This window comes from Pseudomonas sp. NUPR-001, assembly GCF_052147955.1.
Classification (GTDB): Bacteria; Pseudomonadota; Gammaproteobacteria; order Pseudomonadales; family Pseudomonadaceae; genus Aquipseudomonas.
In genome coordinates, this window is sequence record NZ_CP197353.1 from 2,240,679 (window position 1) to 2,264,480 (window position 23,802).

23 protein-coding genes are annotated in these 23,802 nt (G+C 59.2%); 8 read left to right on the plus strand and 15 right to left on the minus strand.

Going from position 1 to position 23,802, the window contains the following annotated elements; all coding sequences use genetic code 11:
* Positions 1-25 precede the first annotated feature (25 nt).
* Positions 26-979 carry a FecR domain-containing protein gene (locus tag ACP6KB_RS10265; protein ID WP_442113603.1) on the minus strand — a complete coding sequence of 318 codons (954 nt, stop codon included), beginning with the start codon at positions 977-979 and terminating at the stop codon, positions 26-28.
* Positions 976-1,494 carry a sigma-70 family RNA polymerase sigma factor gene (locus tag ACP6KB_RS10270; protein ID WP_442113604.1) on the minus strand — a complete coding sequence of 173 codons (519 nt, stop codon included), beginning with the start codon at positions 1,492-1,494 and terminating at the stop codon, positions 976-978. Before ACP6KB_RS10270 ends, ACP6KB_RS10265 begins: the two co-directional genes overlap by 4 nt.
* 261 nt (positions 1,495-1,755) lie before the next feature.
* Here ACP6KB_RS10270 and ACP6KB_RS10275 point away from each other — a divergent pair, with 261 nt between their 5' ends.
* From ACP6KB_RS10275 to ACP6KB_RS10300, 6 genes are all read left to right on the plus strand, one after another.
* Positions 1,756-3,189 carry an NAD(P)-binding protein gene (locus tag ACP6KB_RS10275; RefSeq protein WP_442113605.1) on the plus strand — a complete coding sequence of 478 codons (1,434 nt, stop codon included), beginning with the start codon at positions 1,756-1,758 and terminating at the stop codon, positions 3,187-3,189.
* 76 nt (positions 3,190-3,265) lie between these two features.
* Positions 3,266-4,276: a hypothetical protein gene (locus tag ACP6KB_RS10280; RefSeq protein WP_442113606.1), complete on the plus strand. Its 1,011-nt coding sequence runs from the start codon at positions 3,266-3,268 to the stop codon at positions 4,274-4,276.
* 289 nt (positions 4,277-4,565) lie between these two features.
* On the plus strand, positions 4,566-4,952 hold the full coding sequence (locus tag ACP6KB_RS10285; RefSeq protein ID WP_442113607.1) for a hypothetical protein: 387 nt from the start codon (positions 4,566-4,568) through the stop codon (positions 4,950-4,952).
* Positions 4,953-5,115: 163 nt separating this feature from the next.
* Entirely contained in the window at positions 5,116-6,486 is a 1,371-nt protein-coding gene (locus tag ACP6KB_RS10290; protein WP_442113608.1) for an oligosaccharide flippase family protein, read from the plus strand.
* 69 nt (positions 6,487-6,555) lie between these two features.
* Positions 6,556-7,272, plus strand: coding sequence for a glycosyltransferase family 25 protein (locus ACP6KB_RS10295; RefSeq protein WP_442113609.1), 717 nt, complete (start codon positions 6,556-6,558; stop codon positions 7,270-7,272).
* Positions 7,273-7,966: 694 nt separating this feature from the next.
* Positions 7,967-9,499 carry an RCC1 domain-containing protein gene (locus tag ACP6KB_RS10300; RefSeq protein WP_442113610.1) on the plus strand — a complete coding sequence of 511 codons (1,533 nt, stop codon included), beginning with the start codon at positions 7,967-7,969 and terminating at the stop codon, positions 9,497-9,499.
* Between the two features lie 81 nt (positions 9,500-9,580).
* On the opposite strand, the gene ACP6KB_RS10305 is transcribed toward ACP6KB_RS10300, so the two are convergent.
* The 12 genes from ACP6KB_RS10305 to ACP6KB_RS10360 all read right to left on the minus strand — a co-directional run bounded on the left by ACP6KB_RS10305 (position 9,581) and on the right by ACP6KB_RS10360 (position 20,572).
* Positions 9,581-11,791 carry a TonB-dependent receptor domain-containing protein gene (locus ACP6KB_RS10305; RefSeq protein WP_442113611.1) on the minus strand — a complete coding sequence of 737 codons (2,211 nt, stop codon included), beginning with the start codon at positions 11,789-11,791 and terminating at the stop codon, positions 9,581-9,583.
* An 85-nt stretch (positions 11,792-11,876) separates the two neighbouring features.
* Positions 11,877-12,803 (minus strand): DUF4880 domain-containing protein, encoded by a 927-nt coding sequence (locus tag ACP6KB_RS10310; RefSeq protein WP_442113612.1) that lies wholly within the window; start codon positions 12,801-12,803, stop codon positions 11,877-11,879.
* Positions 12,800-13,315 (minus strand): sigma-70 family RNA polymerase sigma factor, encoded by a 516-nt coding sequence (locus ACP6KB_RS10315; RefSeq protein ID WP_442113613.1) that lies wholly within the window; start codon positions 13,313-13,315, stop codon positions 12,800-12,802. Before ACP6KB_RS10315 ends, ACP6KB_RS10310 begins: the two co-directional genes overlap by 4 nt.
* 93 nt (positions 13,316-13,408) lie before the next feature.
* Positions 13,409-13,831 carry a PaaI family thioesterase gene (locus ACP6KB_RS10320; RefSeq protein ID WP_442113614.1) on the minus strand — a complete coding sequence of 141 codons (423 nt, stop codon included), beginning with the start codon at positions 13,829-13,831 and terminating at the stop codon, positions 13,409-13,411.
* An 18-nt stretch (positions 13,832-13,849) separates the two neighbouring features.
* Positions 13,850-14,287 (minus strand): hypothetical protein, encoded by a 438-nt coding sequence (locus ACP6KB_RS10325; protein WP_442113615.1) that lies wholly within the window; start codon positions 14,285-14,287, stop codon positions 13,850-13,852.
* A gap of 205 nt (positions 14,288-14,492) precedes the next feature.
* Positions 14,493-15,293 carry a 4-hydroxy-2-oxoheptanedioate aldolase gene (gene hpaI / locus ACP6KB_RS10330; RefSeq protein WP_442113616.1) on the minus strand — a complete coding sequence of 267 codons (801 nt, stop codon included), beginning with the start codon at positions 15,291-15,293 and terminating at the stop codon, positions 14,493-14,495.
* Positions 15,294-15,316: 23 nt separating this feature from the next.
* The gene (gene hpaH / locus ACP6KB_RS10335; RefSeq protein ID WP_442113617.1) at positions 15,317-16,120 is read right to left on the minus strand and encodes a 2-oxo-hept-4-ene-1,7-dioate hydratase; all 804 of its coding nucleotides are present in this window, start codon (positions 16,118-16,120) and stop codon (positions 15,317-15,319) included.
* A gap of 8 nt (positions 16,121-16,128) precedes the next feature.
* A complete protein-coding gene (locus tag ACP6KB_RS10340) occupies positions 16,129-16,539 on the minus strand; it encodes a 5-carboxymethyl-2-hydroxymuconate isomerase (protein WP_442113618.1) in 411 nt (136 codons plus the stop codon).
* A gap of 74 nt (positions 16,540-16,613) precedes the next feature.
* Positions 16,614-17,537 carry a 3,4-dihydroxyphenylacetate 2,3-dioxygenase gene (gene hpaD / locus ACP6KB_RS10345; RefSeq protein ID WP_442113619.1) on the minus strand — a complete coding sequence of 308 codons (924 nt, stop codon included), beginning with the start codon at positions 17,535-17,537 and terminating at the stop codon, positions 16,614-16,616.
* Between the two features lie 117 nt (positions 17,538-17,654).
* The gene (gene hpaE, locus ACP6KB_RS10350; protein WP_442113620.1) at positions 17,655-19,115 is read right to left on the minus strand and encodes a 5-carboxymethyl-2-hydroxymuconate semialdehyde dehydrogenase; all 1,461 of its coding nucleotides are present in this window, start codon (positions 19,113-19,115) and stop codon (positions 17,655-17,657) included.
* Positions 19,116-19,140: 25 nt separating this feature from the next.
* On the minus strand, positions 19,141-19,905 hold the full coding sequence (locus ACP6KB_RS10355) for a fumarylacetoacetate hydrolase family protein (RefSeq protein ID WP_442113621.1): 765 nt from the start codon (positions 19,903-19,905) through the stop codon (positions 19,141-19,143).
* A 10-nt stretch (positions 19,906-19,915) separates the two neighbouring features.
* Complete coding sequence (locus ACP6KB_RS10360) at positions 19,916-20,572, minus strand: fumarylacetoacetate hydrolase family protein (protein WP_442113622.1); 657 nt, start codon at positions 20,570-20,572, stop codon at positions 19,916-19,918.
* 230 nt (positions 20,573-20,802) lie between these two features.
* On the opposite strand from ACP6KB_RS10360, the gene hpaR reads away from it, so the two are divergent.
* A complete protein-coding gene (hpaR, locus tag ACP6KB_RS10365) occupies positions 20,803-21,225 on the plus strand; it encodes a homoprotocatechuate degradation operon regulator HpaR (protein WP_442113623.1) in 423 nt (140 codons plus the stop codon).
* Positions 21,225-22,124, plus strand: a complete 900-nt coding sequence (gene hpaA / locus ACP6KB_RS10370; RefSeq protein WP_442113624.1) for a 4-hydroxyphenylacetate catabolism regulatory protein HpaA — start codon at positions 21,225-21,227, stop codon at positions 22,122-22,124. Before hpaR ends, hpaA begins: the two co-directional genes overlap by 1 nt.
* 85 nt (positions 22,125-22,209) lie before the next feature.
* On the opposite strand, the gene ACP6KB_RS10375 is transcribed toward hpaA, so the two are convergent.
* Entirely contained in the window at positions 22,210-23,466 is a 1,257-nt protein-coding gene (locus ACP6KB_RS10375; protein ID WP_442114288.1) for an OprD family porin, read from the minus strand.
* Positions 23,467-23,802 lie beyond the last annotated feature (336 nt).

Genomic DNA, 23,802 nt, shown 5'->3' on the forward strand with positions numbered 1-23,802 from the left:
AAGTGCACATTCATGCGAAAAATAATCAGTCGCGCGCAGCCACCGTCACCCAGTAGCGGCTGCGGCGGTGCACGTCGAGGGGGAAAGCGCTTTGCAGCGCAGTCAGGGCCAGGTCGGTATCGGTGATCGAGAAGGCACCGGAAACCTTCAGCGCCGCCACGGCGGGATCGCAGAACAGCAAGCCCGGGCGATAACGCGACAGCTGAGCAAGCAGTGTGTCCAGGCGCTGGTTGATGGCGATCAGGCTGCCTTCCTGCCAGGCCCCCACCGAAGCGTCATTGCTGCGCACGTTGCCGATGCCCGTCGGCCCTACGCTGACCCGTTGACCGGCTTGCAGATGCACAGGCTGCGATAAGCCTGCCGACACCCGCACGGCCTTTTCCTGCACCGCCACTTCGCTGCCCTGATCATCGACGCTGACGATGAAGCGAGTACCCAGAGCAAGGACCCGACCAAAACGGGTGTCGACCATGAAGGGACGGGCAGAGGGATCGGCGGCGGTGCTGATTGCCAGCTGGCCGCGGTGTAACACCAACAGTCGTTGCTGCTCGTCGATGTGCACGTCAACAGCACTGTCGGTATCGAGCATCATCCGGCTACCATCCGCCAGTGTGAAGCTACGGCGCTCGCCTACGGAGGTGCGGTGGCTTGCCGTCCATACCTGGCGCATTTCACTGCGCCAGCCCAGCGTTGCAAAGGCACCGCCACCGAGCAGCATGGCCAGGCCGTAGAGGACTTGTCGGCGCGCGCGTCCGGCGCCCAACAGTGTCGAGGAGGCCAGCTGTCGGGGCAGGTGGCCGAGGGTGTTGCTCACCGCCTGCATGCGTTGCCAGGCCTGTTGGTGCAAGGGGTTGCTGTCGTACCAGCGCTGCCATTGGACCTGTTCGTCATCGCTGGCGGTGCCCGAAGATAGCTGCGCGTACCACCGGGCAGCGGCGCGGATGGCCTCGCGTTGAGCGGCTGAAGGCGTCTGGCTCACTCGCTCAATTCCCACTGCAACAGGCAGATATGCTCCATGGCTTTGGCCATGTGGTTGTTCACCGTACGCAGGGAAATGCCAAGCTGGTTGGCGATCTGCGGGTAGGTCAGGCCATCGAGTTGCGACAGGATGAACACTTGTCGAACCCGGGCACCGAGGCCAGCGAGCAAGCGGTCCAGTTCAACCAGTGTTTCGAACAGCATCGCTTGCGCTTCGGCGCTGGGTACTTGTGATACGGGCAGGCTGGCCAGGGTTTCGAGATAAGCCTGTTCCAGTGAGCGGCGGCGGAACAGGTCGATCATCAGGCCTTTGGCAACGGTGGTCAGGTACACGCGCGGCTCGCGGATATCCAAGGCGTTACGCGCCTTGATGATTTTGACGAAGGTATCTTGTACCAGGTCGGCGGCATCGCAGTGATTGGCCATGCGCTTGCGCAACCAGCCGCGCAGCCATGAGCTGTGTTCAGCATAAAGATCGCCGACAGCGGCGGGCAGGGCGGAGGACTCGGCCGACATGATGCAGGGCTCAAATGGGAATTGATCGCATTATTATTTATTCATGCGGACCTTGGCAACGGGTAGGAGCGGGCTTGCCCCGCGATTACGGTTTTCGCTCAGATCACATCGCGGGGCAAGCCCGCTCCCACAGATGATGCAAGACAGCCTTTACCGGGGGCGCTAGTTGTTAACGCGCTTGGCTATGTCGATTAGGCGCAACGGTTCTCTTGAAGGCCTGTAAGCGTACTAGCCTGAATGGATGGAAAAGAGTCTGTATCCATGAACACCATCCTAGCGACGGATTATCTGGTAATCGGCGCAGGGGCCACTGCGATGGCCTTTGTCGATACTTTGCTTGATGAATCCGATGCCCATGTCCTGATGGTCGATCGCCACGCCCAGCCTGGCGGGCACTGGAACGATACGTACGCGTTTGTCCGCTTGCATCAGCCGTCTGCTTTCTACGGGGTTAACTCGCGCGAACTTGGCTCAGGCCGAAAGGACGACTCCGAATGGGGCGGCGGCTTGTATGAGTTGGCGACGGGTGCCGAAATTGTCAGTTACTTCGACCAGTTGATGCACCAGCGCTTCTTGCCGTCTGGGCGGGTGCATTATTTGCCGATGCACAACTACCAGGGGGATCGTACGGAGAGCCATTGTGTTAGCTCGATGCTTTCCGGCCAAAGCAATGCAGTGCAGGTGCGCAAAAAAGTAGTGGATGCAACGATCGCCCAGACCGCCGTACCTTCCACCCACCCACCGCGTTACCAGGTAGCGCCGGGCGTGCGCTGCATTCCGTTGAACGACCTGATCAGAGTAGGGCAGCCCTATCCGAAATACGTAGTGGTAGGGGGCGGCAAGACCGGCATCGATGCCTGTTTGTGGCTGCTGCACAATGGCGTGCCACCGACACAGATTCAATGGATCATCCCCAACGATTGCTGGTTTCTCGACCGCGCCAATATTCAGCCGGGTCTGGAAAATGTAGTGCGCACAATCGGCAGCCTTGCCAACCAGTTCGAGGCAATTGGCGCTGCCGACTCGATTGCCGACCTGTTCCTCAGGCTTGAACGTGCGGGTGAACTGCTGCGCCTCGACGAATCTGTGGTTCCCACAGCCTTTCGTGCGGCGACCATCACCCAGGCTGAATTGAATGCACTGCGGCGCATACATGATGTTGTGCGTTTGGGCCGGGTAGTCGCTATTGAGGCCGGTAGCATATCCCTCGAGCACGGCAGCATCGGCGCAAATCCCGATGCCCTCTACGTTGACTGCAGCGCCAGCGCGGTACCGGTGATTGCTGAAGGCAGTCTGAAAGCCTTTGATGGCAAGCGCATCAATTTATTGACGGTCAGCAGTTACCAGATCTTGTTCAGCGCCGCGCTTATCGCTTATGTGGAATGTCACCTCACTGATGAAGTGCAGATGAACCAACTGTGCGGGTTTGTCCCTCCGCCTCGCTCACCGCAAGACTGGCTGAAAATGTGGGCCGCGTACCTCGATAATCAACGGCAATGGAAACACCATGCCGGGTTGTCCAGTTGGCTGGCGCGGTGCCATTTGCATCTGTTACCCACCGTCATGAAAGCCCTGCAAGAGGGCGATCCGCAAAAACTGGCGGTTTTGAATCGATTCGCTCAAACCCGCCGACAAGCCTTGGACAATCTACCCAGGCTCTTGCAGGCGGTGGCGGATTCAGCGCACAGGCCTTGAGCAATCATTTTGCTGCTACGCTTTGCTCACTAATCATTACTCGTGCGTTCACTTTTGTTTAAAGGTAGATGCCAGCATGTTGACTTTTGTATGTTGCGTCGAATACGGCCGTCTCGAACAACAAACACTGCTAATGGTGGAGTCGCTGAGGGCATTTGGCGGCAACCTCTCATCGTCGAGAGTGCTAGCGGTCAAAGGACGGCGGGGACCGGCGCTGGCACCCTCGACGCTTCGAGCATTCGAGCGACTGAATGTAGAGTTTGTTGACGCCAAAGACGGCGAGAATCTGCATCCCTGGCTCAACTACACAAACAAGGTAGTTGCCGTTCAAATCGCCGAGCGGCTGGCTAAAACAGACACTATTGCATGGATAGACAGCGATATTTTCGTACTGGGCGAGCCCAATGGCCTGTTGTTGAACGGTGAAGAGGCGTTCAGCGCCAGGCGCGAATGGTTGCCGCCGGCAATGTTCAAAGGTGACGCGCACTATGAGCCCTATTGGCGCGGCGTCTGCCAGGTGCTCGGCACTTCTCTGGACGATGTACCATGGCTCGCCACCGATGGCCGACGCGCAGAGCAGCTGGCTTACTTTAATTCCGGCCTGTTCTCGTGGAAACGCGGCAGTGGTCTCGCTGATGCCTATTATTCAGCTTTTTCGACGCTGCTGCGGAGCAAACTGGCGACACCAGAAGGACAGTTTTTTACCGCAGACCAAGTGATCCTAAGCCCGATTGTCGCCCGTCTGGGCCTGAAGTGGCGTGAGTTGACGCCTGATCAGCACAACATGGTGTTTCAAGGCTTGATCAGCGGTCCTGCTGCTGCGCCCTCCATGGCTAAATCATCCATCGTGCACTATTCCCGATCCATGGAGCATCCACATCGCGAGGAGTTTTTGCAAAGACTGGTTATCGAGCGTCCAGAATTTGCGAACTGGCTGACAAACTACTTGGCGGCTCATGAACAAAATGACTCCGGTTCCATGAGTACGAACAAGATAGTTGCAAAAATATTGCGTTTAGCACGAGGAATGCAATACCGGCTCTATGATCGATCAACGATCCGCTCAGCCTCCGGGAAAGCCCAATGACGCCGGGCACCTGACAGAGGGAGAGGCAGCCATCATGGCGCTGAACGAAAGTCAGGCGCTGTTAAAGCAGTTCGCTATGACGTTTAGACGCAACTGTTCTCTTGAACGACCCCAAACGCACTAGCCTGATTGGATAAAGCGCTGAGTCCATCGTGGTCAGCGCATATTCATGATCACTACTCCAACGCTGTTGCAAGCCATGGCAGGTTCAACGTAATCGCCTTTAGCAATCGCGCTGGTTTGCTCTCTTGATATCCATTTTTGCAGGGGGACATCGGAGGGTTCTTGCATGAAACGTTCAGCAGAAGTAGTGGCGTTCAAGTCGATCTTAAGCGGTTTTATCCCCTCGTTATTCATTGGCCTTTTCCTAATCGGTTGTGCACACAATCCTGATATCCGCATGGGGCAAGACAACACCTCGGGCACCACCGTGAACAATCCTTCCAGTTATCTGGGGTGTGTGCAGAGTGAGCTACCCAAAGGCGCCAAGGTCTATACGCAGCAGGAAAACAACGCGCTTCAACTCTTCGTCGATAGCACCGACCCCAACCAGGCCACGGGGCTTGTTGAAATCAAAAGCAGTGGTGTAGAGCACCACTATTCGGCTTATCAACGCGATGCCTGGTACGACCACGGTCGCCTGCTGGATGCGGCGCTCATGTGCTCCAGAGCCTAGGGAGGACCGGCAGTAAAGCACGACGATATCGGCCAACCGCGTGCTTCCAGCCCAGCCTTGCGCTGGGCTTTTTATGCCCACAGATTCGGGGCTGAGCAATCTGTGCGGCAGGGTGGCAGATTGTGACTATAGTCATTTCTTAAATAAGGCCAGAGAGGGTGCTATGCCTTCGATTGAGTTGTCGTCACCGCAGAGCCTGCGTAAGCGGGTGATCGGGGCAGGAGCGTTAAATATCGTAGCTATTCTGGCCTCCCAGCTGATACGGCTGGGTGGCAATCTGGTCATTACCCGATTGCTGGTGCCGGAAATGTTTGGGGTAATGGCGATTGCCACCACTGTTTCGGTGCTGCTGCTGTTGCTGTCTGATGTTGGACTACGGCAAAACATTATCCAGAGCCCACGGGGCGACGATCCGCTGTTTCTCAATACCGTGTGGTCTGTGCAGATCATTCGCGGGTTTGGCTTGTTTTTCATCATGCAGTTGCTGGCGCTCGGTAGCTGGTTCACCCAGCACATTGGCTTGTGGCCGGCGCATTCCACCTATGCGGTTCCAGAGTTGCCGCTGGTGTTGGCGATCACCGGCTTATTCGCGATTTTTCACGGCTTTCAGTCGACCAAAGTCGATGTCGCCGTTCGCGCCTTCCAACAAAAGCGAGTGGTGCTTGCGGAACTGATCGTGCAGCTTGTTGGCCTGGTGGTAATGCTGGTGGCGGGCTATCTGACGCGCTCCATCTGGGCGCTGGTGGCATCGGGGCTGGTCAGCACATTCGTGTTTACCATTCTCAGCCATGCCATGTTCCAGGGCCCCAACAACCGCTTGCAATGGGACCCGGCAGCTTGGCGCGAGATGCTCGCTTATGGCCGCTGGATCCTGTTGTCGTCCGCCGTCGGTGTGCTAGCCATGCAGGGCGACCGGATCTGGTTCGGCGGCAGCATGACGGTGGCGGAGCTTGGGGTTTATTCCATTGCCGTGAGTATGCTGGCCACGTTCCAGTCAAGTTTGCAGCGCCTGGCGGGGGCTGTGGTGTTGCCCGCCTTCAGTGAAGCAACCCGGGCAGACGACAAAGAACGTTTGCGCACGCTGTACTTCAATTTCAGGTTGGTGTTCGACTTTCTGTCGCTGTTTACCTGTGGGTTTCTGCTTGCCGCCAGCCCGTTGATCATCGGTTGGCTGTACGACGCACGCTATGCCGGCGCGGGCAACATGATGGCGATCCTTTCGCTGTCGTTCTTTACCTTGCGCTACAGCCTGGCACATCAGGTCTGGCTGGCTCTTGGCCTGACCAAGTACGTGGCCATCGACAACATCATTCGGGTGGTGTCGCTGTTCACCTTAATGCCGTTGCTGTTGGCGATCGGTGGGGTGACCTGGGCGTTGTGGGGCGTTGCCTTGCATACCTACACAACGCTGTTCCTTATTTTCAAGGTCAATCGCCAGTTGGGGCTATTGGACTGGAAGCGCGAACTGGTGGTGTTGCCTTCGCTGGCGATTGGTGCCTGCGCTGGGTGGGTGATAACCAGGCTGTTTGCCTGACCACGTTCAAGGAATGATTCCTATACTGCAACCAAACTGCTCTTAACGCCTGCGCAGAGGACCTGACGGATGAATGTGATCGACTACTTCGATCGAGCAAGAATCATCAATATCTCGTCAAGAAAGGACCGTCGTATAGAAACAACCGAGGATTTCACTCGCAACGGCTTTCACATTGATAACGACAAAACCGCTTTTTTTGAGGCCGTCACCCCTACTGAGTTGGAGGGCTTTCCGAGTCTTGGCGCCAGAGGCTGCTTTATGAGCCATCTCGGCATCATGGAAGAGGCCGTCCGTTCAAACCTGAACAACATCCTGATCATGGAAGACGACATTCAGTTTTCCAAGTGCATCGCCACTTATGGAAAACAGGCCGTCGCCGCGCTGGAAGGGATGGACTGGGACATCGTCTACTTCGGCCACCCGTTCGACGGCGATTCAAGCTCACCCGCCTGGAAAGTGGTCGATCAGCCGGTGCACCTGAGCCATTTCTATGCAGTAAACGGCCGGTGCATCGAGCGGCTGAGGGACTTTCTGCTGCAACTGCTGCAACGCCCGCCTGGGCATCCTGATGGCGGGCCGATGCATTACGATGCGGCGCTCAATACCCTAATCCACAGTCAAAAAGACGTGCGGGCGTATTACTTTACCTGGAACCTTGGTTATCAACGGCCTTCGCGGACGGACCTGCATGACCTGTCGTTCATGGACAGGTCGGCGTTGCTGCGACCGCTGATGACCCTGCTACGAAGGTTAAAGGCCAGAGGCCTGCGGGCTATCCGCTAGCGTGTAATCTGCGCCCTCGATGAGCAAGTGCAGCGGCAGGTGGGGCGGCGTATCAATCGATGAAACCTCGATAGCACCCACCACGAGAGGCTGGCGTGGGTGCACGGTGATCGATTCCTCCGCCAGCCTTTTGACCATTCTCGCGTGGTTCATTGCGATTTCATTGAGCGTTGACACGTTACATCTCCGATGACTGAGCAGGCGCTTGGTAAGTGCCCTTAAACGTTAATTTTGTTCGCGGCTGCGTCAGAATTACGTCTTTTCGGGCTGCTGGGGGCCGCTTGTGCAAGCGTCACGCCAGAAGAGATGGAAATTTGACTGTCGAGGATGAAAATGCGACGAGTGGACACTGACCCCCTTAGCTACTGGCAAAAAGCCGGTGTGCGTTAAGTGTTCGAATGATCAGAGTAGACGGCTGCGAAAAATCCATAAGTTGCATTGGCTTATCACAATTTTTTGAGTGTTTATTTCTACAGCGCCTGAATTCGAGCGTCTGGTATTAATAAATATCGTCGTTTGGCTCTATTTTTGTATGGCTGATATTTTTGTCAGTAGACAGCATTCCTGATTGATGCATCCAACATCGGAAGTGTGTTTTCTGTTCTCGCGACCTGATAAAAATGCCAGTAGAAAACAGCGTTCGGTAAGTATTCAATCAGTGCCACCTGTATGTTCAATGAAGAGGGTGGTAATCATGACGTTATCAGAAAAAGATGTAGCAAAGGATATGCGTGCGACGGCCAGCCCCAAGGCGTTGAAAGTCCTTGGCGCCCGTTCTGATCGCAGTACCTACGCAACATCGAGATCGCCTCGTCACCTGAGTGCTTTTAATGCAAAAGGCGAACCGTTGAAAGCTCAGTGGCAATACATCGGAGACAATACCTGGGAAAACGAAGAACGTTTTCTGGACAGTAAACCGCATTTGATCTTGGAAGTACGCTTTGGTGAAGACAGGTTGTACCTCAATCCAGCCAATATCATTGGCAACGGTACTGCTGGTGAGAGTGACGACAAAATGGGCAATGGTGCTTTCGTTGCGCTTCGCGATGATGGCCGCGTGGTTGGGTGGGGCACCCCAAGCTTTGGCGGTCAGGTGAGTGATGCGGTGAAGGCGCTGTCTGATGTTGTCGAGGTGAGTAGTACCACCAGTGCTTTTGCCGTACGTAGGCGTACTGGCCAGGTACATGCCTGGGGTAAGTGGGGCAATGAAGAATTTGGCGGCGATATGCGCGACGTACCGTCACAACAGTCTTTTACCTCGGTGATTGGCGGCGGCGATGTATTTATTGCTCTGAATGAAGCAAGCATGGTCGCTTGGGGTCATCCAAATTGGGGAGGTCAGATTCCCTCAGAGTATGCGGATCTGACTAACATCAAAAAGGTGGCGCTCGGCTCTACCTCCGTGACGGTTTTATATTCGCCGGACGAGAAAAAAGGGTCGGTTGTGGGTTGGGGGGAGTACGTTGACTTACCGGACGCGATCAAAGGTCTGATTAACATTGTTGATATCAAAAGCAGCTCAAAGGGCTTTGCTGCACTGTGTCGCGACCTCACGGTTGATGGAAAGGTCGTCGCTTGGGGGGACGAGAGTGCCGGTGGTGTGGTCAGCAAAGAGGTCGACCAGCTAACAGACATCGACGAGATCTTCTGCGCCAACCCCCAGGCTTTTGTGGTCAAACAGAAGAAGGAGGAATCCACACGTTTCTATGCGTGGGGTGATCAGTATTTTGGTGGGGAGATTCCGGAGGAGATAAAGCCCCTGGAGAATGTTGTTGAGATGGCCTCCACCGAGGGCGCATTCGCTGCGGTCAAATCCGATGGCTCGGTAGTTGCCTGGGGTAATAGCGGGGTGAACGGCTTCAAGGATGGGGGAAAAGTGCCGGCTGATATTGCTGCGCTCACCGACATTGTGCAGGTGACAGGCTCAGCGCATGCATTCGCCGTGTTGCGCCGCAACGGCCAGGTAAGGGTTTGGGGCGACTGGAGGTTAGGTGGCGATACCAAAGACGTTGATACTGAGCTTTACAACATTCAGGCGATTTACCGCAACGCCCATGGCTTCGTTGCCTTGAGGGAAGATCGCCGGGTGATTGCCTGGGGGTATCCGGACGCTGGCGGTGATCTTTCGGCAGTGCGTGGGGAGTTGGATGGCTGTGTGAGCTACCTTGCGACAGAGGAAGCGGTGAAAGAAGCGATTCGGAACAGTAAAGAAGTGGCTCGAGCATGATGAGCTGACAGTAGCTGTCCAGGTAACCCACGCTGAACGGCAATACCTTTCAGCGTGGGTGGGTATCGCTGGAGGGTTGCGTTAGAACGCCAGGGTGAAACCGGCGTAGAAGGTCCGGCTCAGCTCGATGTAGTCGCTGTCACGCGCGGCCGAGTCGCGTTTGGTGTCGCCGAGGTTTTTCACGCCGCCGTTCAGGCTCAATTGCGGGGTCAGTTGATACTGGCTGCCGAGGTTGACCAGGTGATAGGCGGCGCTGTCGACGTCGGTGTTGTTGATGGTGTTACGCAACACCTGGCTGCCGATGTACTGGTAGCCCAGTTGCGCCTGCCAGCGTTGGTTCACTTGCCAGTTAAGGTCGGCGTTGCCGGTATGTTTCGGCACCTGGCGCAGCTCTTCACCGGTGTCGCGGTCTTCGGCTTCGGTGTAGGTGTAGTTGGCGGTCAGCTTCAGGCTGTCGCTCAGTTGCGTGGTGGAGAACAGTTCGACACCCTGGGTGCGGGCGCTGCTGACGTTGTAGTAGGTCAGCACCGAAGGCGTGTGGCCACGTCGCCAGCCGTCGGCGAGGATCATGTCCTTGATGTCGTTGTAGAACAGGTTGGCACCCAGTTCGAGCGTTTCGCTCTGGTACATCGTGCCGATTTCGTAGGACGTTGCAGTTTCCGGCTTCAGGTCCGGGTTACCGGCCACCACACAGCGCCCGCGGCAGGCGGCAATCGCATAGCTGGGGTCGGACTGGCTGATGCTCGGGGCCTTGAACGCCTTGCCGACACCGCCTTTGACCACCCATTCATCGGTCAGTGAATACACCGCGTAGGCCCGTGGGCTGAACTCGGAGCCGAACGACTTGTGATCATCCAGGCGCCCGCCGAGGGTCAGGCGCAGGTCGCCGAGACCGATCTCGTCTTGCAGGTAGAGGGCGCGCTGGAAGTCAGTGCTCTCGCCATTGTTGAGGTTCTGGTTGTGCTCCAGCACGGTGTGGCGATACTCGGCGCCAGCCGTCAACAGGTGGTTATCGAGTTCGCCGCTGATCTGACCGTCGACAGTCTGGTTACGCTGACGGACATCACCGACCATGCCGCGCAGGCTGGTGGTCAGTTGCGAGTCGTCGTTGAGGTTGACCTGTTCGTGGTAGTAGCGCAGGCGGGTGTTGCCACCTTCCAGCTGGGCGTTGTGGGTCAGGCCAAAAGTGAAGCGTTCCATTTCCTGCTGGTTACGCGGGAAGTTGACGCCGGAGTTGTTCCACACACCGTCGCGCTGGTCGTTGCGGGCGCTGAAGTCCATCTCCAGGTCCTGGCTGTCGTCGATCAACCAGATCAGGTTGGACATCAGCGCCCAGTTCTGCCGCTGCTCGCGGGCGTGGGCGCGGTCGTCCGAGGTCATGCTCGACTTCCACGCGGCTTGGTCACTGCCATCGAGCAACAGGTTGGCGAGCAGGCGGTCCTTGATCAGCGGCCCGGCGGTGTAGATCGTGCTGTTGTGCACATCACCGCCCTCGCCAGACGGGGTGTGATGGTAGCTGTAGCTCAGCGAGCCCTCGGCCTCGTTGCCCGGGCGGCGCAGGATCACGTTGATCACCCCACCCATGGCGTCAGCGCCATACAGCGATGACATCGGGCCACGGATGACTTCAATACGCTCCACCGCATTCAGGGGAATGGCTGAGAGGTCGAAGTCGTTGGCGTAGTTGCTGGTCAGGGCGTCACGCGAGTTGATGCGCCGGCCATTGACCAGCAGCAGGGTGTAGTCGGAGTCGAGGCCGCGCATCTTGATCTTGTGGCGACCGTAGGTGGACGACGCAGCGATGCTCACACCGGGGACCTTGGCCACGGCTTCAGACAGGTCCAGCGCCTGCATCTGCTGCAGTTGCTCGCGATTGATCACACTGACGCTGGCCGGCGCGGTGAGTTCACTGTGCGCGGTCTGGGTGGCGGTGATCACCATGTTGTCCAGGTTCAGGGCGGTGCTGTTGGCGGGCTCCAGCGCCCAGATCTGCGTGCCGACCTGACGGGCCTTCAGCCCGCTGTCTTGCAGCAGGCGATCGAGTGCCTGTTTGACTTCGTATTCACCACTGAGGGCGGGTGCCTGCTTGCCTGCCAGCAGCGAAGGATCGAGGGGCAGGGTGATGCCGGCTTGCTGGGCGAACTGGCTGAGTGCGTCTTCCAGCGTTGCCGCCTGAACGTTGTAGGTTGATGCAGTGCTGGCAGCCAACGTGCTGGTACCTGGCAGACACAGTGCCCCTGCGGCCAGGGCAGCGTTGAGCACGAGCGCGAGGCGGTGTTTGCGATGTTGCATGAACGTGAAGCTCCTTCGAAAACGGTGTGTTTTTCTCGTTTGTCGAAGGACGCGCGCAAACCCGTAATCGTCGACGTAAAAAAATTCAGGCGGGCACGATTCGCGCCCACAGGCGGGTCAGGCGCTGGGTTTTTACTGGCAGCGAGGCGCTGAGCACATCCAGCGTGCGCTCGATATCGTCGAGCTGGAAAACGCCCGACACTGGCAGGTTGGCAATCTCGGCGGCGCACTGCAGCCAACCGTGGCGATAGCGCGCCAATTCCTCGACCAACTGCGCCAGGGCCATGCGCTTGACCACCAAGCGTCCCTGCACCCAGGTGCCAGGGGTCATGTGGGTGTCCGTCAGGGCCTGCAAGCCGTGTGCATTGGCCAGCCATTGCTGCCCCGCGCTCACGCGGGTCACAGCATGGTCGGCAATGCGCACATCGGCATGGCCTTCCAGCAGTGCCAGGCGCTGCTGTTGGCCCAGGCGCTGCAGGTCGAAACGGGCAGCACGGGTGTGCAGCAACAGTTCACCACTGCGCACCTGCAAGGGCGCAAGCCCTGGTGCGCGATGGGCGATTTGGATCTGGCCGTGCTGCAGGCCGACATCAAAGCCTGAGCGATCAATAGCGCTGTCGGTGTTGAGCCACAGCTGGGTGTGTTCGCTCAGGTTGATATGGCGGCGCTGGCCGACAGCGGTAGCAAAAGCGGCGGGTGCTGGGGGTGGAGTATCGAGCAACAGCCAGCTGGCACCGAACAGACCAAGCAGTTTCAGGGCATTGCGTCGGGAAACCGGCGAGCGCTGCGCATCGTTCAAGGCCTGGCTAACAATGCGGGCCTGGGCCGTCGGTAACTCGAACGCGCCCTCACTGGCCTGCAATGCCTGCCAGGCGGCTTCATGTTCGGGGCTTGCGCTACGCCAGTGGCAACAGGCCTGCCACAAATCGTGTGGCGCTTCACCAGAGCGCAGGCGCACCATCCAGGTGATGGCTTGTTCCAGCGCATCGTCATTCACTTGGCTGGCGCTCATGGCAGTTGCGCCTGGTAGCAGTGGCGGATGGCGGTTGCCATGTATTTTTCCACCGAACTCAAACACACCCCAAGCTGCGCGGCGATATCACGGTAGGCCATGCCCTCCAGACGCGAGAGCAAATACGCCGTGCGTACTTTACGCGGTAAGCCATCGAGCAGGGCATCGATGCGCACCAGGGTTTCAAGCAACAGCAGACGCTCTTCAGGGGAGATTTCGAATGCTTCCGGTTGGCTGGCGAGCACCTGCAAGTAAGCCTGTTCCAGGCGTTGGCGGCGCAAGCGATCGACCATCAAGCCCTTGGCCACCGTGGTCAACCAGGCTCTGGGCTGTTGCAGATCATCGCCCGCGCCTGGGCGGCCAAGCAGTTGCACGAAGGTGTCCTGCATCAGGTCTGCCGCGGTTTCGCGATGCTGCAGACGCTTACGCAGCCAGTTCAGCAGCCAGGCGTGATGATCGGTGTAGAGGTCGTGTAGTTGCTGACGACGCGCAGAGGACAAGGCTAGGGGCACCGAAACTCCTTGGTGCAGGCATGCTAATGAAAACGAGTCTCATTATGAATGTTATCGCCCTGCTTTGTCCAAGCCTTGATGGCACTGTCGCTCCTACAGCCGGACGATTTTGAACGTGGCGGTGGCCGTTGCCAGGATATTGTCGTTAGTGTCTTTGAGCATGCCGCAGGTGTACCAGTACTTACGCCCGCGCTTGACCAGTTTGCCAACGCCGATGATAGGGCCCGGCTTGGCGGGTTGCTTGAAGCAGGTGTTCAGCTTGACGGTCAGCGCTACCTGATTTTGTTCCAGGTTGGCATACACCGCAGGGCCCATGGTGTCGTCCAGCATGGCGGTAATCATACCGCCTTGAATCATCCCCAATGGGTTGGTGAGGGCGGCAGGTGCGTTGAACGAAACTTCGATTTGCCGGTGTTTATCTTCGTATTCGATGAACGACCATCCGAGCAAGTCGGCCGCGTTGGGTAGCGGGAGCTTGCCCTCTAGCATCCGCCAGAACAGATTTTCCCGGTCCATGTGTAGCCCCTCTGTTGTTCATGGGTGATGCCCGGTAAGCAGGGCCAAGACAAAGCCCGCAATCGTCAGCAGCGCTACCAGTACCCCAGCCAGCCACGGTGTTTTGGCACCGGTTTGCCGGTGCACGTGGGCACTGACAGCAATGACCGGCGCTATCATCAGCAGACAGAATCCTTGAAACCCCAGTAGTTGCAGGAGTCCGGGGGACTCAAAGAACACCAGGTAAAGAAACATCAGCGCCGCGCAGGTTGCCGCCAGCCAGGCCCAGCCGACGATTCTCATGAATGCCAGCATGAGCAGCTGGACGCGAGGGTCCAGCTCACTCCAGGGACGGGCTACGGCTTGGCTGTGATAAGGCATGAACTGCGCGCGGGTCAGGTAGATCGTCGCGAAGGCTGCGACGACTGAAAAGGCCAACAGGTAGGCGCTTAAAGCGAGCCAGGTTAACAGGGTCATCGCCAGACTCCGGTTAGGGTTGAGCGTGCTGGCCTATAGTGGTTCGTGCGGGCAGGGCGGTCTACTGGCAGAAATATCAGGTGCAGTAGGAGCAGGCTTGTTGTGGGAGCGGGCTTGCCCCGCGAGGCAGTGTGACTGGTACACCGCAATCGCGGGGCAAGCCCGCTCCCACAGGCGGTGCAAGACAATTCCCCCCCACCGGTCGTCAGTAAACGCCACCTCCCGTGGTGGGCAGCGGTGCGTCTTTGAAGGCGCTGACGAGCGTCTGCAAACCGCGCATCAGTACGGTGGTGTCTACGCCAACGGCGACAAAGCGCGCGCCCAGCTCGATATAGCGACGCGCCAGCGCTTGGTCGGCACTGAGAATCCCGGCCGCCTTGCCAGCCTTCTGAATGCGCACGATGGCATCTTCAATGGCCGCTTGCACTTCAGGATGCCCGGGGTTACCCCGATGGCCCATGGCGGCGCTGAGGTCGGCCGGGCCGATGAACACGCCATCAACCCCATCAACCGCGGCAATCTCATCGAGGCTGGCCAAGCCTGCAAGGTTTTCGATTTGCACCAGCAGGCACATCTGCTCGTCCGCCTGGTCCAGGTAGCCAGGGATGCTGTTCCAGCGCGAGGCGCGGGCCAGGGCGCTGCCGACGCCACGGACACCGTTGGGCGGGTAATGAATGGCGCGCACCAGCTCACGGGCTTGCTCGGCGCTTTCGACCATCGGCACCAGCAAGGTCTGCGCACCGATATCGAGGATCTGCTTGATCAGCGCCGTATCACCGACTACCGGGCGAATGATGGCTTGCGCGGCGTAAGGCGCTACGGCCTGCAGTTGGCCGAGCATACCGCGCAAGTCATTGGGCGCGTGTTCGCCGTCGATCAGCAGCCAGTCGAAACCGGCATTGGCCGCCAGTTCCGCACAGTAGGGGTCGGCCAGGCCTAGCCACAATCCGATCTGCGCCTCGCCGGACTGCAAGCGTTGTTTGAAGGTGTTGAGGGGCATTTGCATAACGGCACTTCTCGCAGGGTGGCTCAGACGAAGCGGCAGGCGATGCTGCCGAGCATGTCGTAGTCGACGTGGAAGGTGTCGCCGGGGCTGGCCGCGACCGGACGGGTGAAGGAGCCGCCGAGAATGATCTGCCCAGGCTCGAGGGTGACGTCGTAAGGCGCCAGTTTGTTCGCCAGCCACGCCACCCCTTTAGCCGGGTGGTTGAGCACCGCAGCGGACACCCCGGACTCTTCGATCACGCCGTTGCGATAGAGCACCGCCGGTACCTTGCGCAGGTCGATCTCGGTCGGGCGTACCGCACGGCCACCCATGACCACACCGGCATTGGCGGCGTTGTCGGAGATGGTGTCGAAGACTTTGCGTGTGGCTTTGCTCTGCGGGTCGATCTGCTGGATGCGCGCGTCGATGATTTCCAGCGCCGGGATCACCCACTCGGTGGCGTCGAGCACGTCAAACACGGTGACGTTCGGCCCTTTCAGCGGCTTGCCGAGAATGAACGCCAGCTCGACTTCTACGCGCGGCACGATGAAGCGCTCGAACGGAATGTCGCTGCCTTCATCGAACAGCATGTCATCGAGCAGGGCGCCGTAGTCCGGCTCGGTGATGTTCGACGACACCTGCATGGCGCGCGAAGTCAGGCCGATCTTGTGGCCGACCAGCTTGCGCCCGCCCTTGATCTTCGCGGCAACCCAGGCGCGCTGGATGGCGTAGGCATCGTCAATGGTGATCTCGGGGTAGTCGAGGGAGAACTGGCGTACCTGTTCCCGCGAGCGTTCGGCGGTGTCGAGGCGGGCAGCGGCCTGTTGGATGAGCGTGGCGTCAAGCATGGGAAACCTCAAAGCGTCTTGTTGAACAGGGGATGCAGGCTGCTGTGTTTACCGTCGTAGACCTGGCCTGGGCTTTCATCGATCTGCAGGGTGATGCCCAGCGGGCGTTGCTGCAGGAGGGTGTCGAGGTGGGCGCGCAGCACTGCCAACAGGCTGTCGCCCACCGCCTGGTGCACGGCGGACGTGCGTCCGGCGCCCATGCGCAGGTTGGCGTAGAGAAATCCGTAGTCGCCCTTGCCGTCGGCCACCGCGCAGTGCGTCGCCGGGTAGGCCAGGACACGGGTGCCGCCAGTGGGGAATACGGCTTTGCCACTTTCGTCACGCTGTTGCAGCATGCTGTCGGCCAGGGCCTGGCACAGGCCGGGCATATCGACCTGCTGTTCGAGATCAGGGGTGTAGAGCAGTACCAAGTGGGGCATGGTGACTATCCTGCGAAATGATCAGCCGGCTCACCGTTCGCCAGTGCGCGAACGGTGATCCTGTAGGGCTTGGGTCAGAGACGGCTGGCGGAGGCCACACCGCTCGGGTTGGAGGCCTGCGCCGGCGGCAGGCTGCTGCCGTCTTGCGGGGTGACCGGGAACACCGCGTTGATTTGCCCGGTGCCGGAAGCGGCGAAGTACGGGGTCAGCACTTCGGCTTTGGCGTCGTACTGCGACCAGCCCAGCGCCCCCAGGAGCATGGCGGTGTCATGCATGAAGCCTTCGCCGTGACCTTTGGCGGCGTATTCCGGCAGCATCGCGCAGAATGCCTCCCACTCAGCGTTTTCCCACATCTGAATGACGCGTTCGTCGAGGTTCTGCAGAAACGGGCTCCAGATCTTCGTGGCGAATTCCGGCGCCTGGCCGTTCTGGGCAAAACGGTGAGACAACGAGCCGCTAGCCAGAAACGCCACGGTGCCGTCGTACTGATCTTCGACCGCCTTGCGCATGGCCCAGCCGAGGCGTGCGCTGTCGTTCAGGTAGTGCGACGTGCACAGCGACGACACCGAGACCACCTTGAAGTGCTGGTCGGCGTTCATGTAGCGCATCGGCACCAGGGTGCCGTACTCCGGTGCCAGAGTGGTGGCATCGTGGGCCATGGTTTCGACGCCAAACTGGTTACAGGCCTCGGCGAGAATCTTGCCCAGTTGCGGATTGCCGGGGAACTCGTACTCCATGTTGCTGATGAAGTGCGGCAACTCGTTGCTGGTGTACAGGCCCTTGAAGTGCGGGGCGCAGTTGATGTGGTAATTGGCGTTCACCAGCCAGTGGGTGTCGAACACCACAAGGGTATCGACGCCCAGCTCACGGCAACGCCGGCTGATTTCGATATGGCCGTCGATGGCCGCCTTGCGAAAGCCCTGGCGCGGGCCGGGCAATTCGGACAGGTACATCGAGGGGACGTGGGTGACTTTGGCTGCCAGAGCAAGCTTGCCCATGGTACTTCTCCTAGCGTGGCCCCACAGGGCCTGGTTCTTGTGATTGGTCTGCACGCAGGAAACTGGCGACCCTTACCGGGTTATAAACCTGGTCGGGTCACTCTTGCGAGTGCAACCTCACACGCCCCAACGCGGAATGTGGTGGCTGCCCATGGAAATGCACACGTTCTTGATTTCGGCGAACACTTCAAAGCTGTATTCGCCGCCTTCACGACCGGTACCCGAACCTTTCACGCCCCCGAATGGCTGACGCAGGTCGCGCACGTTCTGGCTGTTGATGAACACCATGCCGGCTTCGATACCGCGGGCCAGGCGGTGGGCCTTGCCGATGTCCTGGGTCCAGATGTACGAGGCCAGGCCGTATTCGGTGTCGTTGGCCAGGCGCAGGGCTTCGGCTTCGTCCTTGAACTTGATCAGGCACACCACCGGGCCGAAGATTTCCTCCTGGGCGATGCGCATGCGGTTGTCGACATCGGCGAACACGGTCGGCTGAATGAACTGACCTTTGGCCAGGTGCGCGGGCAAGTTGGCCGGGCGTTCCAGGCCACCGGCGAGCAGGTTGGCGCCTTCCTCGATACCGATCTTGATGTAGCCGGTGACCTTGTCGTAGTGGGCCTGGGTGATCATCGAACCGACCTGGGTTTTCGGGTCGGTCGGGTCGCCGACAATCAGGCGTTTGGCGCGGGCGGCAAACTCGGCGACGAATTGGTCGTAGACCGTTTCCTGAATGAAGATGCGGCTGCCCGCCGTGCAACGCTCGCCGTTCAGCGAGAAGATCGTGAACAGCGCGGCGTCGAGGGCGCGATCAAGGTCGGCGTCGTCGAAAATCAGCACCGGCGACTTACCGCCCAGTTCCATCGAGTATTTTTTCAGGCCGGCAGACTGCATGATCTTGCGGCCGGTGGCGGTGCCGCCAGTGAACGAGATGGCGCGTACGTCAGGGTGGCGCACCAGCGCGTCACCGGCCGTTGCGCCGTAGCCTTGCACCACGTTCAGCACCCCCGGCGGGATACCGGCTTCAAGTGCCAGGCGGCCCAGCTCATTGGCGGTCAGCGGCGACAGCTCACTCATCTTCAACACGGCGGTGTTGCCCAGCGCCAGGCATGGCGCGGTTTTCCAGGTGGCGGTCATGAACGGTACGTTCCACGGCGACACCAGGCCACACACACCCACTGGCTGATACAGGGTGTAGTTGAGCATCTGGTCGTCGACCGGGTAGCTGTGGCCGTCCATGCGTGTGCAGACTTCAGCGAAGAAATCGAAGTTGTGCGACGCACGCGGGATCAGCACGTTGCGGGTCTGGTGGATCGGCAAGCCGGTGTCGAGGGTTTCCAGTTCGGCCAGTTGCGGCACGTTCTGGTCTATCAGTTCACCGAGTTTGCGCATCAATTTTGCGCGTTCCTTGGCCGGGGTGTTGGCCCACTTCGGGAAGGCTTCCTTGGCAGCGGCCACTGCCAGGTTGATCTCCTCGGCCGTGCCGCTGGCCACTTCACCAATGGCTTCGCCGGTGGCCGGGTTGTAGTTGGTGAAGGTGTCTTTGCTCTCGACTTCGCGGCCGTTGATCCAATGCTTGATCATGCTGTGTGTCTCTCGTGTTCTGGGGTTAGCCGCGCGCGGCAAAGAATTGGCTTTCACTGACGATGCGGTTGACCAGACGGCCCACGCCTTCGACTTCCACCACCACTTCATCGCCAGGCACGACATCGGCCAGGCCTTCGGGCGTACCGGTGGCGATCATGTCGCCCGGCTGCAGGGTCATGAAGCTGGAGAAGTATTCGATCAGGTAGGGGATGTCGAAGATCATGTCGGCAGTGCTGCCTTGCTGTTTCAACTCGCCGTTGATCCAGGTGCGCAGGGTGAGCTTCGACGGATCGGGTACGTCGGCGGCATCGACGATCCACGGGCCGACCGGGGTGGTGCAGTCACGGTTCTTAACCCGCAGGTTGGGCCGGTAGTAGTTTTCCAGATAGTCGCGAATGGCGTAGTCGTTGCACACGGTGTAACCGGCCAGGTAGTTCAGGGCATCCTCGCGCTTGACGTTGCGCGCCGGCTTGCCGATCACCGCCACCAGTTCGCACTCGTAGTGCATGTACTTGACGTCGTCCGGGCGCCAGGTGACCTGGTTGTGGCCGGTGTAGGTGCCGGGTGACTTGATGAATGCCAGAGGCTCGGTCGGTGCCTTGAATGCAAGTTCTGCGGCATGGTCGGCGTAGTTCAGGCCCAGAGCGAACATGCTGCCTTCGGCCGGCGGCAGCCATTGCACCTGGTCTTCGCCGAGCAGACGGCCGTCGGGCAGGCGAACGGCGTTGTCGGCTTCAACGGTGACGGCATACACCTGGTTTTCGTAGCGGATGCGGGCGTGTTTCATCGGTTTCTCCTTATTCCGCGACGATGGTGTTGGTCAGGCGGCCGAGGCCACTGATGTCGACGACCACCTGGTCGCCGGGTTGCACATCGACCCGGCCTTCCGGGGTGCCAGTGATCAGCACATCGCCGGCGTGCAGGGTCATGAACTCGCTGAGCTCGGCAATTAATTGGGGAATGCTGCGCACGAAGTTGGCGGTGGTGTTCTCCTGACGCACCTGGCCGTTGACCAGCAGGCTCAGGGTCAGGTTGTGCGCATCGGCCACGTCGCTCACTGGGATGACTTCGTCGCTCAAGGCGCAGAAACCATCACGGCACTTGGCTTTCACCGCCGGGCGGTAGTAGCTGTCTTCCGGCAGGCTGAATTCGTTGACGATCAGGTAGCCGGCTACATGGTCGAAGGCCTGCTCGACGCTGACGCGGCTGGCGTCTTTGCCGATCACCACACCGAGCGCCGGGCCGGGCTGCAAGCGCTCGCCGCTGGGCGCAACCACCGCCTGGCCATCGCCATTGCGGGTGTTGGGGGTTTTGATGAACAGCACCGGTTTGACCGGTGGTTGCTGGTACGGCGGCTGATTGAACTCGGGCAAACGGCTTTGCAGCAGGCCCTGGTAGTTCAAGGCAATGCCAAACAGGCTGCCGTTGGCGATTTCGCTGGTGGCGCGACGCATGCTTCACTCCTGGATCGGGCGGGGCAGACCCCGTTGATAGCGTTGGGCGATGCTCTGCGGGGAGGGCAGTCGCCGGGAGATTGTTAACATGCTAATGTTATAATTAATATGTTAACGATGGTCAAGCCATGGATGACATCGCAGCTCGCAATTGCCGGTTTGCGTCGCTTCAAGGTTGTTGTTTAAATCATTCACTGTTTCCTTTATTTGGCCGGAGAGCCGATCCCGTTATGCCTGTACCTCGTCCCTCACTGACATTGACCCTGTTGCAAGCGCGTGAAGCGGCCATGGGGTTCTTTCGCCCCTCGCTCAACCAGCACGGCCTGACCGAGCAGCAATGGCGAATCATTCGCATCCTGCGCCAGAACGGAGAGCTGGAGAGCTATCAGCTGGCCGAGCAGGCCTGCATCCTCAAACCGAGCATGACCGGCGTGCTGACGCGCATGGAGCGTGATGGCCTGGTGCGCCGCTGGCGATCGCCGCAGGATCAGCGCCGCGTGCATGTGGGGCTGACGGAGAAGGGCCAGCAGTGCTTTGTGTCCATGAGTGAAGACATGGAACGCAATTACCAGCGCATCCTTGAGCAATTCGGCGAAGACAAGCTGCAGTTGCTGCTTGGCCTGCTCGATGAGTTGAAGCAGATCAAGTACTGATGGCAGCCCGGCCGCCCATCCCCAACATCCACATCGGCCAGGCCTACGACCAGCGCTACGCCGATGCCCAGGTGCACTACGAGGCACTGGGTAAGCTGGCGGACTTTTTCGGCCGGAACATGCCGGTGCACCGGCACGACCGTTTTTTCCAGGTGCATTACGTCAAGAGTGGCACGGTCAGGGTGTACCTCGACGACCAACGTTACCTGCAGGAAGGGCCGATGTTCTTCCTGACGCCGCCGACCGTTGCCCATGCCTTTGTCACCGATGCGCAAAGTGATGGTCATGTGCTGACGGTCAGCCAGCAGTTGGTCTGGCCGCTGCTGGAAGAGAGCGTTGGCCTGGCAGCGGGGGCGCGCATTGCGCCGATCTGTGTGGCCGTGGGCGATCTTGATGAGGCGTATGCCGATGAGGTGGCGCGGCTGAACCTGTTGTTCGATCAATTGCGCAGTGAGTTCGCCGCCAGCCAGCCTGGGCGGGCGTTGAGCCTGGAGGCGCTGACGCGGTTGATTTTCATCAGCCTGCTGCGCCTGTCAGCGCGGTCGTTGACGGCGCAAGCGTCGCGCAGCGAAGACTTGCAGATTTTTCAGCGTTTCAATTTGCAGATCGAGGCGCACTACCTTGAGCATTTACCGCTCAGCCAGTACGCACAATTGCTGGGGGTGACCGAGGCGCGGCTCAATGATGTCTGTCGGCGCATCGCCGATATGCCTTCCAAGCGCCTGGTGTTCGAACGGCTGATGCAGGAGGCCAAGCGCCTGCTGCTGTTTACCGGCAGCACGGTAAACGAAATCTGCTATCAACTTGGCTTCAAAGACCCGGCGTACTTCAGCCGGTTTTTCACCCGCCATGCTGGCGTGACACCCGGCGAGTACCGCTTGCGCAGCCGAACCCTGTGAAATTGCTGTCCGGTGGGAGCGGGCTTGCCCCGCGATAGCGATTTGTCAGTCACATCGCATCGCGGGGCAAGCCCGCTCCTACACATCACATCAGCGGCAGGGTATAGCCGATGATGATGCGGTTCTCATCGATATCCGAGGTCAAACCGGCGCTGGAGCGGAAGGTGGCGTTGCGCAGGCGGATGTTGAGGTTTTTGAAGGTGCCGGACTGAAAGGCGTAGACCAGGTCGGTGTCACGTTCCCATTCTTTACCGCCACTGACTCTCGCTGTTTCAATGTTGCGGCCGTTGACGTAGCGGGTCATGAAAGACAGTCCGGGTACGCCAAGCGCAGCGAAGTCGTAGTCGTAACGGGCTTGCCAGGCATCGGTCTCGGCTTTGGTGAAGGTGTTGACCGTCACCAGGTTGACCGAGTACGGGTCAAGGCCCGGAAAGGCAAAGTCGCCATCACCGGACAGGCTCTGGTAACCCGCGCCGAACTTGTGCGCGCCGATGCCCAGGGTCAGCATGCCGTTGAAGAAGCGGTTGTCGATACGGCCGGCATCCACGCGCCCGGCGCTGCGATAGCGATGGTCGCCGCTTTCACCGGTGTCGAAGTAGCGCAGGTCGGTTTTCAGGGTAACGCCCTCGGCCAGGGTGGCGCTGTGCACCAGACCGGCAAAGTGCTGCTGATAGATGTTGTCCATCTGCGCGTAGTAATAGCTGACGATCAGGCTCGGGTTGAGCGCGTAGCTGCCGCCCGCCAGGTCAAGGTGCGCGCTTTCGACGCCGTTGTAGTTCATCTCGTCATTGCTCGACGAGTCGCGCTGGTTGATCTTTTCCAGGCGCCCGGCGTTGAGAGTCAGGCCGCCGATTTCCTGTGAGTTGAGCAGGGTCCCGGCGTAAGTGGAGGAGAGCAGGCGCGTGTCGTTGTAGGCCGCTACCGGCAGTTGCGGCTGCAAGGTGCCGACTTTCAATACGCTTTTCGACAGCCGCACTTTGGCGGTCAACCCCAGTTCACTGTAGGTGTCTTCCGGTTCCAGGCTCTCGGCGCCGTAGGCCAGCAGGCCGGTGCCGCGACGGTCACGGCTGGAGTCCAGCTTGATCGCCGTTTCACCGATAGCGTCCAGGCCAAAGCCAAGGGTGCCTTCGGTGAACCCTGACTCAACCCGCGCGGTAAAGCCTTGCGCCCATTCCTCGGCCTTGGCCTGGGGCGCGTTGCTTTGGCGAAAATCGCGGTTCATGTACATGTTGCGGGCTTCGAGGCTGGCTTTGGTGTCGCTGAAGAAGTCGGCAGTTGCCACCTGGCTGAAGCCGCAGGCGGTACCGAACAGGCAGACGAGTGCCGGGGTAGTGCGGGGCATCCTGATCATTGTTCTTGTCTCTAGGATTGGTGTTGGCGTGTCGAAACGGCATTGGGTCCTTGGGCCGTGCCCATATCATGTAGCCATATTGTTAAGTTATTAACAATAGTATTTTTCATGAGACGAAAAGATCTAAAAGGCCTTTTTTTGCCTTTTTTAATCGATAAATCATTGAAATTAAACGACTAAGAAGATTTTTTTGACGCAGCGTAGCGAGCGCTGAATCCCGCAGCCTGCTCGCATAGTGGTTGACAATCTCAGCCAAAAAATTAACTTATTAACGTATTGCGCTTCCTCAGAGCTATCGCGCCAGCGTGGCCACAACAACAACACGGA

Bases quoted from the DNA above. Each gene is read 5' to 3' on its own strand.
- ACP6KB_RS10280 (WP_442113606.1), top strand. From the start codon at position 3,266: ATGTTGACTTTTGTATGTTGCGTCGAATACGGCCGTCTCGAACAACAA.
- ACP6KB_RS10310 (WP_442113612.1), bottom strand. From the start codon at position 12,803: ATGAGCGCCAGCCAAGTGAATGACGATGCGCTGGAACAAGCCATCACC.
- hpaA (WP_442113624.1), top strand. From the start codon at position 21,225: ATGGCAGCCCGGCCGCCCATCCCCAACATCCACATCGGCCAGGCCTAC.
- ACP6KB_RS10270 (WP_442113604.1), bottom strand. From the start codon at position 1,494: ATGTCGGCCGAGTCCTCCGCCCTGCCCGCCGCTGTCGGCGATCTTTAT.
- hpaD (WP_442113619.1), bottom strand. From the start codon at position 17,537: ATGGGCAAGCTTGCTCTGGCAGCCAAAGTCACCCACGTCCCCTCGATG.
- ACP6KB_RS10325 (WP_442113615.1), bottom strand. From the start codon at position 14,287: ATGACCCTGTTAACCTGGCTCGCTTTAAGCGCCTACCTGTTGGCCTTT.
- ACP6KB_RS10355 (WP_442113621.1), bottom strand. From the start codon at position 19,905: ATGAAACACGCCCGCATCCGCTACGAAAACCAGGTGTATGCCGTCACC.
- ACP6KB_RS10290 (WP_442113608.1), top strand. From the start codon at position 5,116: ATGCCTTCGATTGAGTTGTCGTCACCGCAGAGCCTGCGTAAGCGGGTG.
- ACP6KB_RS10275 (WP_442113605.1), top strand. From the start codon at position 1,756: ATGAACACCATCCTAGCGACGGATTATCTGGTAATCGGCGCAGGGGCC.
- hpaR (WP_442113623.1), top strand. From the start codon at position 20,803: ATGCCTGTACCTCGTCCCTCACTGACATTGACCCTGTTGCAAGCGCGT.
- ACP6KB_RS10340 (WP_442113618.1), bottom strand. From the start codon at position 16,539: ATGCCCCACTTGGTACTGCTCTACACCCCTGATCTCGAACAGCAGGTC.
- ACP6KB_RS10375 (WP_442114288.1), bottom strand. From the start codon at position 23,466: ATGCCCCGCACTACCCCGGCACTCGTCTGCCTGTTCGGTACCGCCTGC.
- ACP6KB_RS10285 (WP_442113607.1), top strand. From the start codon at position 4,566: ATGAAACGTTCAGCAGAAGTAGTGGCGTTCAAGTCGATCTTAAGCGGT.
- hpaH (WP_442113617.1), bottom strand. From the start codon at position 16,120: ATGCTTGACGCCACGCTCATCCAACAGGCCGCTGCCCGCCTCGACACC.
- ACP6KB_RS10295 (WP_442113609.1), top strand. From the start codon at position 6,556: ATGAATGTGATCGACTACTTCGATCGAGCAAGAATCATCAATATCTCG.
- hpaI (WP_442113616.1), bottom strand. From the start codon at position 15,293: ATGCAAATGCCCCTCAACACCTTCAAACAACGCTTGCAGTCCGGCGAG.
- ACP6KB_RS10305 (WP_442113611.1), bottom strand. From the start codon at position 11,791: ATGCAACATCGCAAACACCGCCTCGCGCTCGTGCTCAACGCTGCCCTG.
- hpaE (WP_442113620.1), bottom strand. From the start codon at position 19,115: ATGATCAAGCATTGGATCAACGGCCGCGAAGTCGAGAGCAAAGACACC.
- ACP6KB_RS10300 (WP_442113610.1), top strand. From the start codon at position 7,967: ATGACGTTATCAGAAAAAGATGTAGCAAAGGATATGCGTGCGACGGCC.
- ACP6KB_RS10320 (WP_442113614.1), bottom strand. From the start codon at position 13,831: ATGGACCGGGAAAATCTGTTCTGGCGGATGCTAGAGGGCAAGCTCCCG.
- ACP6KB_RS10360 (WP_442113622.1), bottom strand. From the start codon at position 20,572: ATGCGTCGCGCCACCAGCGAAATCGCCAACGGCAGCCTGTTTGGCATT.